Origin of the sequence: Amphritea atlantica (assembly GCA_024397875.1) — a bacterium.
Lineage (GTDB): Bacteria > Pseudomonadota > Gammaproteobacteria > Pseudomonadales > Balneatricaceae > Amphritea > Amphritea atlantica_B.
The window spans coordinates 1362038-1374497 of the sequence record CP073344.1 but is presented as its reverse complement, the minus strand read 5'-3'; the positions used below and the strand labels follow the sequence as shown (position 1 = coordinate 1374497).

Below are 12460 nucleotides of genomic sequence, written 5' to 3'. Positions count from 1 at the left end.
AGCCGGCTTGGTAATTGCTTATCAACAGATAACCAGCAATTTCCAGGAGATCGAGATGCGTGTGGCAACTGTACTATTATCAATGACCTTTACTGCAACACTGGTTCATGCTGAACCTGAAAGATCATTGGAGCGGCTCTCCAACACAGAAGTTATTGAACATATCCGTTCAGAACTTCCTGAAGACAATACGTCTGTTAAGAGAACCCGTTCACTCTCTATGTTTGAGTCTCTGGACAGGAATCGCGACAATGAGGTTTCACTGGCAGAGATGCGGCAGCATCCGTCACTGGCAAGCAGTTTTCACAAGCTGGATATCAACAATGACGGGGTTCTGAACCAGCAAGAGATCCAGCCACTGCAGGAAGAGATCAAAGGACTGAGGAATATTCTGACACTTACGGCACTGAGAATTATCTAATTTCATACAATAGCTCAGGAAACGTTACGCTATAAATAACTTGAATACTGAGAAGGTTTCCTCGCTGCAGACCCGATCATTGATGCAACTGGTGGTTCTGGCGTTTTTTTTGGTAGTTGCGCCGCTTGGAATTCTCATCTACCAGGCAACAGACTCTATGGTGACTCTATCGCGCCAGGGGCGCGAGCACGCCAAAGAAGCCCTGGACTTTTTTAGCCGTAGCCAGCATCTGAGAGAACTGTCGGGTGATCTTGTCCGCTCTGCGCGACAGTATGACGTACTCCAAAAGATCGAAATTGAAGAGCGTTTCCGTTTCCAGCTCTCTGAGTATAAAGAACTTCTACAGCTACACAGCTTTCTGATCGATTCTGGTAATATAGAAACAATTTTTGCACTGATCGCACAGCTTGAAGAGTCGCCACTGGATAAAGCCACCGGCGAAAAAGTTACTGAGCTGGTCCCTCTGACTCAGACACTCTATGACGACACACGCAAAAAACTCGACCAACGGCTGGAGTTTCTCAATGCTAAAGCAGAAGAGCAGCAAAATCTGCTCTGGCTCCAGGCGGGACTACTGATCACGTTGTCTACTATCCTGATCCTGTTTTTCAGTATCCGGATAACTCAACCGGTCAAACAGCTCATGCTGCGAATAAAAGCATTGGGACATGGCCAGTTGGATATGTCAGAGCCCTTCAGTGGACCTAAGGAGTTTCTTGCTCTTAACCAGCAATTGGAATGGCTGGAAACCCATCTCCAGCTGCTTGAACAGGAGAAACAAGCGTTTTTACGGCATATGTCTCATGAACTAAAAACACCGCTGACGACACTAAGAGAAGGGACCGACCTACTGGCCGAGGAGCTTGCCGGCCCCCTGACCGAGAGTCAAAGAGAAATCATCAACCTGATGCAGGAAAACAGCCTTTCGCTGCAATCATTGATTGAGCAGTTACTTGATTACAACCGGTTACAGCATGGAGGCGAGCATGATCTGCAAGCTCAATCTATCCTGCCGGTCATCAAGGAATCGCTGGCTTCTCATCAGTTGCTGCTGAAACAGAAAGAGATCGAGGTAAAACTACCTAAACAGGACTACACATGGGCAATCGAAAAGGGATTATTACAGCGGGCACTGAGTAACCTGATATCTAATGCGTCGGTTTACGGCAGCGAACACGGCCTGCTGAAGATAACCCTGGCGACAGAAAATGAAAACCTGAGAATAGAGATCGGCAACACCGGGCCCGAGATACCAGTGACTGACCTTGATCAGCTATTTGACCCCTTCTACCAGGGCGTAAATAAACGCCAAGGGTCAGTAAAAGGGTCCGGTATCGGTCTGAGTATTGCCCGGGAAGCGATTAGAGCAATGGGAGGTAATCTTGAACTTCACAACAATCGGGATGGTTATGTTAGTTTTATGATCAGTATACCGAATCAAGGACACGTCTCAGATGAGTAAAGCGCTGTTAGCAGTATTTACAGTTATCACCCTCAGCGGCTGCCAGATGACGCAGTTACTGCCTGCCAATGACTTTACCTGTATTACTGGAGATATGGGTGAATGGGTGAAGCTGGAGCAGCAATATCAGCAATCCCGACCAGAGGAAAAAGTGGCTATGCTGAAGCAAGCAGAAGATGACAATCAAATAATCATCCAGGCAATGCTTCTCAGCCAACCCGAAAATACAACCGCCCAGTTAAAGCGATCCATAGAGCTGTTTGAACAGTTTGATCTGGATAAAACACCCCAATGTGATGCAGAACAATACCTGCGGGTGCGCTATCAGTACACACAAGCTGTTATGACGTTACAGCGCGCTCTGAATACTGTAGACCTTGAGCGCAAAGCACTTGCCGCCGAACGCGATAAGCTCAAGCAACAGATTGAAGCATTAACCCGCATTGAGAATGATCTGTCTCGATAGAAAGAAAGACAGAGAGGAGAACAACTATGAAGTCTACTCAGCAACGTATCCTTATCGTGGATGATGATCCGGGTATCCTGAAAGTCCTGAGCTTACGCCTGAGTGCCTCTGGCTATCGTATTGATACCGCCAACTCCGGTGCTGAAGCACTGCAGCGGATTAAAAATGAAACCCCGGACCTCGTGCTCAGCGATCTGCGCATGGACGGCATGGATGGGATGGCACTTTTTTCAGCCATCCAGGAAGACCACCCGGCCCTGCCCGTTGTGATTATTACTGCTCACGGATCCATTCCGGATGCCGTCGACGCGACTCAGAAAGGTATTTTCGGTTTTCTGACAAAGCCTATCGATAAAGAACAGTTACTCAGCACTATCAACTCAGCGCTGGATTCTGCTCATGCACAGGATGATAGCTGGCGCAGCGCTATCGTGACCCAGAGCCAGTTGATGAATGAGCGTCTGAGTCAGGCTGAACGGGTTGCCAAGTCTAATGTAAGTGTTCTGATCACCGGCCCCAGCGGTACCGGTAAGGAACTGATGGCAAAGGCGATCCACAATGCCAGCGATCGCTGCGATAAACCCTTTGTGGCAATCAACTGTGGCGCACTACCGGAACAGTTGCTCGAGTCAGAGCTGTTTGGCCATGCAAAAGGCGCATTTACCGGTGCAGTCACTCAGCATGAAGGGCTGTTTCAGTCAGCGGAAGGTGGGACGTTGTTCCTGGATGAGATTGGCGATATGCCCCCTCCCCTCCAGGTAAAACTGCTCCGGGCTATTCAGGAGCGTACAATACGCCCTGTAGGCTCAACCCGCTCTATCGAGATTGATGTCCGGGTAATATCCGCTACCCACCGCAACCTTGAGCTGGCAATGGAGGATGGCGAATTCCGCGAAGACCTCTACTACCGACTTAATGTCGTGAATCTGGATCTTCCTCCTCTGCGGGATCGTCCGGAAGATATTCCACTGCTGGCCCGTTACTTTGTTGAACAGTCCGCGAAAAGACACAACCCCAAAGTCAAAGGTATCTCGCCAGGCGCTCTGCATATCCTTGCTCAGGCGGCCTGGCCCGGCAATGTTCGTCAACTGGAAAATGTAGTTGAGCAGACCGTTGCGCTGTCCGGTGCTCCGATAATAAGCGAAGGCCTGGTAAATCAGGCAATCGCCAATCAGGACCGGGTAATTCCGTCATTCAACGAAGCCCGGTCCAGCTTTGAGAGAAGTTATCTCAGCAAAGTAATGCATATCACTGCGGGGAACGTGACCCAGGCAGCAAAAATTGCCCAGCGAAACCGGACCGACTTTTATAAATTGCTGAACAAGCACGATTTAGAGGCATCCCAGTTTAAACCCGGGCGTAAAGCCCATGAGTACATCGATCAACAAAAAGCCGGGTAAACTTTAACGGATTAAAAAAGGCCATCATTGATGGCCTTTTTTACAGGTAAGAAAAACACACTGAAACAACAGATAACGATCCGCTTGCAGAAAGCACACTATTGGCTTGAGCCGCTAGCGACCGATGCCTGCCATTGACCCATTGGTCAGCCGCAACAGGTCAGCGGGGCTTAATTCAATCTCCAGCCCCCGTTTTCCTGCACTCACGAAGATCGTTTCAAACTGACCGGCAGAATCATCCAGCAGGGTCGGCAACGGTTTTTTCTGTCCCAGAGGGCTTATGCCACCCACCAGATAGCCACTACTGCGTTGCGCCTGTTTCGGATCAGCCATGGCTAGTTTCTTAGTTTTCAAAGCACTCGAAGCCGCCTTAAGGTTCAACTGGCCCGACACAGGGACAATCGCAACAGCGAGCTGTCGATTATCCCCATTAACGGCCACCATCAAGGTTTTATAAACCCGATCAGGGCTGACATTGAGTGCAACAGATGCCTCTTCACCATAAGAATCAGTTTTAGGGTCATGCTGATACTCATGTACGCTAAAACTGATGTTAGCCTTTTTGGCCAGTTCAATTGCTGGAGTCATAGTCTAATTATTGCAACACGCCAGTGGTATCAAGAATATCAATAACATCGATAACGGTTGCATCGCCTTCCAGCATTCTTACAACCTTATTACCTACCCGTCGATATTCCTCACCTGCCGCCCGGCCTAATTCTCTGTCCAGATCGTAAGGCAGACGTTCAGAATGTCGATAGAGTTCATAATCCAGCACTTCGCCCGCAACGACTTTCTTTTCCCATCCCGGAGGTAACTGACCACCCCGATCCAGCTTTTTCTGCAATCCCTGAGGCAAAGCTCTTTGTTTATCTTTGCCTTTGCCACCGCCAGGGTTTACCTCCTTACTGTCCCTGTCTTTACTCAGATAGTACTCCTGAATACGCCGACGATCCTCCTGGCTAACCCGGTCAGAATGCTTTTCCTGCTGGCGATGTTCATTTTGTGAACCCGACTGTTGATGCTCCAACTTATACTCGTTACGGGGCTCACCATTTCCTACCCCCTCCGGCTTTTTGGCTAATACAGACACCGGGGCAGCGACTAATGTCGTCGCTACAAGAAAAGTGATCATACTCTTACGCATAGGAAGCTCCTGCCTGAAACTGAATTGTTAAGTCCTGTTATCGATCAATCAGGGTTATTTTCGAACCCTCGATGCTGAGATTATACATCAAGCCTTTGTTGGAAAAGATAAAACCGATAATCGGCTGCTGCACCGTATTTGAATCTATCTTCCCTCCTGCCCCCACTGTCACAAGCGCAACACTGCCATCAACGCCCGCTTCCCAGCCATCACTTTTTTGAAATTTGTCCAGTGCCTCACGGCTCATAAACAGCAGAACCTCTGATTTAATCTGTGCCCCCAGCTGAAAACCAACCGACGCTGATGCCACATTATAATAAGCGGCTGTTTTACCCCCAACCCGCAAAGCGCCTTCGCCATACTCGCCACCGATACCGATTCCCGCTTTAATCACATCGGGGAAGACCAGCACCCCAGCGGCTTTACTGGCAAGCTCTTTTCCTGCCGGACTGTGGTGATAAAACTCTTTCAGAGCCTGATTAACTTTTGCGTCGATCTCTTGTGCAGATGCTGCGTTTGAACTATCGGGCAGAAAAGCCAGAAGAGACAGGGTGAGTAAAAAAGTCAGTATTTTCATCGGGGCCTCCCAGAAAATGTCTGTAGAAAGTATGAGCTACAAACCCGGGAGCAGCAACCTCAGCGCAGCAGGAGCTGAATTGAACAAACATCATGTATACGAACGCTTCAACGGCCTGAGAACATCTTCCAGGCCATTAAGTTTAACCTCATAGAGAATCTGCAGCAGAATTCCAATCTCGCCCTCAGGAAACCCCTTACCCGCAAACCACACCAGATAAGGTTCAGGAAGATCCATCAGAATCCGTCCTTTGTATTTACCAAAGGGCATCGGCATATTGGCCAGCTTTTCCAGACGTTGCGGTGTAATTTCCATTGATGTCCTGATCAGGCAAAATTTTAATGGCTGAATTCTACTACACTATAGTGAAAATAAGGTCTGCCATAAGCGCTTTTACTGGTAGAAAACGATTCTGAGCTTGCATACGTTTTTCAAAGGATGACTGCGAATAGTCTGATATCGGATAACTCACTATGGCCTCAATTCAGCAACTAGCTGACAAACAGTGCGATCAGTTTCTCACCGCTGTTTTCTGTGTTACCACTGCAGCCGTTTGCTTCAGCGGTAGTTCTAAGGTGTTCGTCAGCCTGTTACAGGTATCTACCTTTGAAATCATCTTTATCGTCTGTGCGTTGTTTTTCCTGTTTCGTCAAGGCTGTAGTATGCGACTGCGCATACCTTCCGGCATTCTTATTTTAACCCTGTTGTTTTTATCTATTCCGACACTGGCTGCACTGGATCGCTGGTATTATGAACGCCCCTTTGCCGATTTTTCAGTTATTAAAACAGCCTCTCTGTATATCCACCTTCTCTACCTGCTGGTGCTTTTAATTTTCCTCAGGGTCTCTGCATACGGTGTGCTTTTTTTCTGTTACACATTATTGATTTCAAGCTCGGTTATTGCGCTGTTGTACTATTTCTACGCCCTGATTCTTCATGTCGGGCCTGACTATATGATCAAAAATGCATTATTCGCTGCCAATATTCGCCATACGGGTTTTACTGTAGCGACAGCCACGCTGACCTCGGCCGCTCTGCTGTTAATACATTCCAGCAGTCCGGTTAAAACAAATCTGATGACCTTCGCCTTTATTCTCAACTTCAGCTTTCTGATCTGGCTTGGAAGCAGGACAGGAATCGTGGTGACAATGATCGGACTGGTGCTACTGGTGATGATTGCAAACAGAAAAAAACTCGCTAAGACTGGCAGTAGGTTGCTAGTCTCAGCGTGCCTGGCAATCATACTCGCAACCGCTGGCTCGGTTTACGACTGGAACGGTCCGAACCGGATCCAGCACCAGTTTCAGGAAGTCAAAGCAGCGCAACTGAAGCAGGATACTGCCCCTGATTTGTCTAGCGGACGTGCCACCCTATGGCGTGATGCAATCAACGCAGGGAAACAGTCTCCCTGGTTTGGCAAAGGTATGGAGGCTTCCTTTATTCGCTCCGGAGGCGACAGCAGTCAATTTATGCATCCTCACAACAGCCTTATTCAATTATTTTTGGAAACCGGCTTAGTGGGACTGATAATAGCGCTATTGCTATTTTCAGCTCTATGCCGACAGATCATCTATAGCGTAATACACTATCAGAATGACAGACTGGTACACGCGTTAACCTCATCACTGATACTATTCAGCCTTTGCCTCCTGAGCCTCACCTCCGGGGCACTTTATTTTGCCCAACCCCTGTTCTTATTTACTGCAGCCATTGCAATCCTGTTGTCATTACAGGAAAGTAACAGCTTAAATAAAGCTCGTAATACACCTGCCTGAGCCCAGAATATAAATACCAATGCACACACAACTATCCGATATTATTGTTTATCCAATTAAATCGACCGCAGGTTTACACCTGTCCCGCGCCACGGTAACCGGTTTCGGGCTGGAATTTGACCGTCGTTTTGTACTGTGTACCACTGAGGGAAAGTTCTTAACCGCGCGTACCCGGCCTCAGTTACTGCATATCAGGGCCTCGCTTACAGCCGCGGGGCTGATCGTTTCGGCTCCGGGTCAAACGGATCTGCAATTGAACTATCATGAGTTCAGCCACGATTATCAAACGATCACGGTATGGCAGGATCATATTGAAGCACAACACTGTTCCGCTATCGCTGATCGCTGGTTCGCTGACTATCTTGGTCAGGATTGCCGGTTACTGTTTTTTGGTGCTGCATCAAACCGGCCACTGAAACATTTCCCACACCATCAGACAGCCTTTGCCGATGGTTATCCGCTGTTACTGATCTCAGAAGCATCCCTCGCAGATCTCAGCAGCCGCTGCCGCAACCCGGTGCAGATGGATCAGATGCGTCCCAACCTGGTAGTCCGCGGCACTGCCGCCTATGAAGAGGATAGCTGGACAAAGATAAGAATAGGCACTGCCGAATTTTCCCTGGTCAAGCCCTGCGGCCGCTGTATCCTTACCACGACAAACCCGACAACCCTGGAACGCAATCCAGACCGGGAGCCCCTGAGCGTCTTAAAGAGATACCGTAAAGGCAGCGATGGTGAAGCCCATTTCGGGCAAAACATGATCCCGCTGAAGAGCGGGATCATCAGTATTAATGATCCTGTCGAAATATTAGAAACTGGTCAGCCACAAAAATACCTTCCTGAATAGTTAAAAGGCCCGTTCATAACGCTAATACATCGAACAATTCATCACTGATTGTTGCTGTTGCCGAAGCCGATAACCTTTGCAGTTGCTGCCTGGCTTTTTGGGTCCCTTTCTCCTGTAACTGAATCCCTGCAGTAGAGATTCCCCGCAACATAACGGCGGCATGGGTTCCGCTGACTTTATCCCGGTTATGACCAAGCCGCTGCAGTCGCAAGCCAAACTGTTGCCAGAAGCACAACAGATCGGCAGTTGCTCCGAAGCTGGTGCCTAACCAGTCGATACCGGGGCAACCCTGTTCGATCGCCTGCAGCAGAGCACTACCGATGCCCCGACGCTGAAGCTGAGGATGCACAGCAATGCGCATTACCCGGACCCCACGACACTCTGCCGCTTCCGGTATATGACAATGGGCCAGTAGTGTCTGGGGAATCAACTGACCTTTCGGCCGGCGGGTACCATCCATTATCGCGTTTGCCAACCCAGTGTTAATCGGTCCCTCATAGGCAAGCAAAGCGGTTGCGACCAGTTGAGACTCCCCCTCAGTCCCGGTAAATCCGGCCCACACCTCAATGTTGGGGCTATCCAGAAGTATACGCAGATCGCCAGGTGTGGTCCGGTAGTGCGCCAGAATCAGCAAGCCAAACAGTTGTTTCAGCATTTCGCTATCGGTTACCAGCTGATCCCGGGCCAGTCTTCTAAAACTCACACCGGCACTGTCCTGCGGACACTCAGTCAGATTTGCAGGCTCCGCATCCAGTAACAGTGCTTTATAGGTAAACCGTTCAAGGGGATCACCTTCAGCCCAGCGCACAGGCTGCCGCATAGTGAGCAACTGCCGTTCGGGGACAATACGGTCAAGATAGGGCATAAAGCGCACGGCAAACCCTTGTCCGGTTCCCTCATAGCCATGCAGCGTTGAGGCAAAGATAACCCGCGGATATTCCAGGAGCCCCAGTAATACCGGTGCTGGAATTGCAGCCGCCTCATCAATAAGCAACAGGTCGGCCGCGGGTCTCTGCTGTAACAGTTGATCGGGAAGCATAAACCTCAACCGCGTCTGACCAAACACCCAGCGATCCTTCTGGTGCTCCAGAAGGCCAGCAGGCAATAGCCTTTCCAGCATCGTAATAACCGACTGCACAGCCCCCCGGGATGGGGCCGTTAAGATAATCTCAACCCGACTGTTAAGATCATCAGAATGCTCAGCATCAGCACGTTTGCCCGCCGCTCCGGTTCCAGCTAATCCCCTTTTCATTATTACCGCAGCGAGGATCCCCAGCGCAGCACTCTTCCCCCGCCCCCGGTCAGCGGTCACCACCTGCACGGCCCTCGGTTGTCGGACGGCTTCAAGGCAGCGTTTAACCATTACTTCCTGATCCACTGTTCTGAACGGCGCCGAAACAGGAGGGCTTTCTAAGCGTGTTTGATCACCAGAATGGGGATCTGGGATTGAGGCAACGGTCAATGATGAAAGATCCGGGAAAGGCTGATCCTCAGCGAACTGAATCAGATCATTATCAGTCGCAATGGTTTTCAGCAGGTGACGGATAAAACGGCGGCCAACATCTGCCGCACCGTAAGGCTCCACAGCGATATGGTCATACTCCGGATCACTAAAAAGCTGCCACGCTGATAAAGGAGGAGTGATCAAAACAAAAATCCCCCCCGCCACCAGTGTGCCGGCCACCTGACCAAAACCATTCGGATTAAAACCGCTCCAGCAATCAAACAGAATACAATCACTTTCCTGCCCCAACAGTTGGTGAGTCTGCTTGGCACTAACCGGTTTAAGCGATGCAGGCGGTATCAGCCCCACCCCGGCATCGCCAATCCAGAGTATACGGGCAGCGGGACGAGTAAGGCCTGAGATCTGCTGCTGACACCACGCTCGACAGCCACTGACCAGCACCAGCTGTCGGTGCTCCCTTTGCTGAACATTATTCAATACAGACTCAATTATTTCGCAAACCGGTTGTATGCTGTTCACTGTTCTATCCTTATACTTCACCCGGGTTGAATTTTACACGGTCTGTGTGTCAGGGTATAAGGAAATAGGGAAATCATTGTATGGAGGCAAAATCAGTATCATGAGCATAAAACACAGGTATTTAAAGGCATGGGGATAACAGATGCGCTCTGATTTATGCCTTGTTATGGACCAGGGTAGCCATAGCAGCCGGGCGATGGTTTTTGATCGTCTTGGTAACTGCCTGAGCCAGGGACAAGTACAGGTAAAAACCCGGTTTACACAACCAAACCGCGCTGAGCAACAACCTGATGATCTCGTAATATCCCTGAAACGGGCGGCACTGGAAGCGGTCAGCAAATTGAAACGCGAAGACCGCGCCAAGCTTAGAACGGCGGCCCTGATTACTCAGCGTTCCAGCATACTCTGCTGGGACGCAGACAACGGCCAGCCGCTGACGCCGATAATCAGCTGGCAAGACCGGCGGGGCTTTCATTACATCGAAGATCTGATGCCCCTGGCAAGCATGGTGCGCCAACTAACGGGCCTCTATCCCAATGCCCACTTGCCTGCGTCTAAGCTGCGCTGGTGCATGGAACATATGACCTTTAATACCGCTAAACACCGTATCCGCGGAGGCCCTGTCGCCGGCTGGCTTATCAAGCAACTGGTGCACGAACAACCCGACCTGATTGACGGTGTGAACGCTGCCAGAACAATGCTTTTCTCTCTGAAAGACCGAAACTGGCACCCCGAACTTCTGGACCTGTTTAAACTACCCGACTCACTTCTGCCTAAAGTTCGCCCCAGCAAATACAATTTTGGTACGCTGAAGCTACCCGGTTTAAGCCTGCCCCTCAACTTTGTCAGCGGCGATCAGGCCGCAGCACTGTTTGCGTTTGGCGAACCTTCACAGGATAACCTCTATATCAATCTGGGTAGTGGCGGTTTTATGAACCGGGTGCTGACCGAACGGGGACTTCATCCTCAGGAACGGATCCTGCATCATCTGATCCTGGCAGATAAACAACCGCTTTACAGCGCCGAAGCCACCATCAATGGCGCGGCAAATGCCCTGGACTGGGCATTTAATATCTGCCGTCCTGAGAGCCATGATATCGACAGTTGGGCAGAAAAATGCACCGACCCACCGCTGTTTATGAATATGGTAGGGGGTGTCGGATCGCCTTACTGGCACTCACTGGAACGCCCCTGCTGGATCAACGATTGTAACGATTCAGAAGCCCGCCTGGTGGCCGTTATGGAGAGTATTGCTTTTCTGATATACCGAAACATCAAAGCGATGTCCTCACTGCCTCCGGCAAAGCAGATCGTCATTGGCGGGGGGATCAGCCGACTCAACTCCCTCTGTCAGCGAGTTTCTGATCTGAGTGGCCTGCCGGTACAGCGCTATGAGCAGCATGAGATTACGTCACTGGGTGCCGCCTGGCAGGTATTGCCTAACAGTGTCCGGGATATCCAGCCGGAAACAACCTTTCATCCTGAAGCAAATTTGCCATTAGAACAGCGCTACCAGTCATGGCTGGAAGCATTTAATGATCATCTGAGTTCTCTGAGCGAATAACTAATTCTCACTCAGCGCCCGGCGCATCGGGGAGATCGCAAAAGTCTCAATCAGGTCAGCTCCCTGAGTGAACAGAGTGCGTGCAAGCTCAGAGTCAGCCACTTCATACAGCACCACACTGACTTCAGGCCAGCGACGTTTTTCAGCGGGCAGATCAACGTTACGTAAACAGGTATAGTTAAGAATCAGGTAGTTTGGCGGCCGGATAAAATACTGCCACCAGCCGCTGGCCGGAAATTGATCCGATACCCAACCGGCCTGCCAGTCATCCGCCAGTACCCGGTCAACCAGAGCCCGGGAGTAGCTGATCAACACCACTTGCGACTTAACCAGCTCTAACAGGGGTAGCGACCTCTCTACACAGCTCTCAACCCCGAATGTTTCAATTGCAACCCGCTTGAACTCGATAAAAAAGGTAACCCGCGGGTAACGCAACATCAGATTTACCAGATGCTGAAGATGGGAGATCGGCTCATCTTCAAAGCGATCGCTAAACGCCACAGGGTTATGCAGGCTAAAGCGTTCCAGTTCATCATAAGTGAGTAGCTGAATTTTATTATCGGCACCGGAAAGTCGCGCCATATCCCGATCATGATAGAGCACCGGCTCGAGATCAGCGGTTAGTTGTAGATCCACCTCAACAAACCTGGCTCCGGCAGCAAGCGCCCGCTCAATCGCCAGCAAAGAGTTTTCCGGATAACGGGATGCATAACCCCGATGGGCTACCAGTCGATCAGAGAGACAGGTTATGGGACTGCTTTCGGAGTCAGTTTCATCTTTTTCGGAGCGATCAGATAGATTACACACGGTTGCCTCT

At 50.1% G+C, this 12460-nt stretch carries 13 protein-coding genes; 7 read left to right on the top strand and 6 right to left on the bottom strand.

The window, feature by feature from the left end:
• Positions 1 to 55 precede the first annotated feature (55 nt).
• Genes KDX31_06170 through KDX31_06155 form a run of 4 tightly spaced genes read left to right on the top strand, consistent with a single transcriptional unit; the run spans position 56 to position 3749 of the window.
• Positions 56 to 421 (top strand): hypothetical protein, encoded by a 366-nt coding sequence (locus KDX31_06170; GenBank protein ID UTW04586.1) that lies wholly within the window; start codon positions 56 to 58, stop codon positions 419 to 421.
• A gap of 40 nt (positions 422 to 461) precedes the next feature.
• Complete coding sequence (locus KDX31_06165) at positions 462 to 1883, top strand: HAMP domain-containing histidine kinase (GenBank protein ID UTW04585.1); 1422 nt, start codon at positions 462 to 464, stop codon at positions 1881 to 1883.
• Positions 1876 to 2349, top strand: a complete 474-nt coding sequence (locus KDX31_06160; protein UTW04584.1) for a hypothetical protein — start codon at positions 1876 to 1878, stop codon at positions 2347 to 2349. Before KDX31_06165 ends, KDX31_06160 begins: the two co-directional genes overlap by 8 nt.
• A 26-nt stretch (positions 2350 to 2375) precedes the next feature.
• Complete coding sequence (locus KDX31_06155; protein UTW04583.1) at positions 2376 to 3749, top strand: sigma 54-interacting transcriptional regulator; 1374 nt, start codon at positions 2376 to 2378, stop codon at positions 3747 to 3749.
• Between the two features lie 114 nt (positions 3750 to 3863).
• Here KDX31_06155 and ybaK read toward each other — a convergent pair whose 3' ends face one another.
• From ybaK to KDX31_06135, 4 genes are all read right to left on the bottom strand, one after another.
• Positions 3864 to 4337, bottom strand: a complete 474-nt coding sequence (gene ybaK / locus KDX31_06150; protein ID UTW04582.1) for a Cys-tRNA(Pro) deacylase — start codon at positions 4335 to 4337, stop codon at positions 3864 to 3866.
• A 7-nt stretch (positions 4338 to 4344) separates the two neighbouring features.
• On the bottom strand, positions 4345 to 4896 hold the full coding sequence (locus KDX31_06145) for a hypothetical protein (GenBank protein UTW04581.1): 552 nt from the start codon (positions 4894 to 4896) through the stop codon (positions 4345 to 4347).
• A gap of 37 nt (positions 4897 to 4933) precedes the next feature.
• Positions 4934 to 5473 carry a hypothetical protein gene (locus tag KDX31_06140; GenBank protein UTW04580.1) on the bottom strand — a complete coding sequence of 180 codons (540 nt, stop codon included), beginning with the start codon at positions 5471 to 5473 and terminating at the stop codon, positions 4934 to 4936.
• A 90-nt stretch (positions 5474 to 5563) separates the two neighbouring features.
• The gene (locus KDX31_06135) at positions 5564 to 5782 is read right to left on the bottom strand and encodes a DUF3820 family protein (GenBank protein UTW05313.1); all 219 of its coding nucleotides are present in this window, start codon (positions 5780 to 5782) and stop codon (positions 5564 to 5566) included.
• A 164-nt stretch (positions 5783 to 5946) separates the two neighbouring features.
• Between KDX31_06135 and KDX31_06130 the strand changes: the two genes are divergently transcribed.
• Both KDX31_06130 and KDX31_06125 read left to right on the top strand, forming a co-directional pair.
• Positions 5947 to 7248 carry an O-antigen ligase family protein gene (locus tag KDX31_06130; GenBank protein UTW04579.1) on the top strand — a complete coding sequence of 434 codons (1302 nt, stop codon included), beginning with the start codon at positions 5947 to 5949 and terminating at the stop codon, positions 7246 to 7248.
• 19 nt (positions 7249 to 7267) lie between these two features.
• The gene (locus tag KDX31_06125) at positions 7268 to 8095 is read left to right on the top strand and encodes an MOSC domain-containing protein (protein UTW04578.1); all 828 of its coding nucleotides are present in this window, start codon (positions 7268 to 7270) and stop codon (positions 8093 to 8095) included.
• A 13-nt stretch (positions 8096 to 8108) separates the two neighbouring features.
• Here KDX31_06125 and KDX31_06120 read toward each other — a convergent pair whose 3' ends face one another.
• Positions 8109 to 10079 (bottom strand): tRNA(Met) cytidine acetyltransferase, encoded by a 1971-nt coding sequence (locus tag KDX31_06120; GenBank protein UTW04577.1) that lies wholly within the window; start codon positions 10077 to 10079, stop codon positions 8109 to 8111.
• Between the two features lie 142 nt (positions 10080 to 10221).
• Here KDX31_06120 and KDX31_06115 point away from each other — a divergent pair, with 142 nt between their 5' ends.
• Complete coding sequence (locus KDX31_06115; GenBank protein ID UTW04576.1) at positions 10222 to 11643, top strand: hypothetical protein; 1422 nt, start codon at positions 10222 to 10224, stop codon at positions 11641 to 11643.
• Here the strand turns inward: KDX31_06115 and KDX31_06110 are convergent, their stop codons facing one another.
• Positions 11644 to 12450, bottom strand: coding sequence for a hypothetical protein (locus KDX31_06110; protein UTW04575.1), 807 nt, complete (start codon positions 12448 to 12450; stop codon positions 11644 to 11646).
• Positions 12451 to 12460 lie beyond the last annotated feature (10 nt).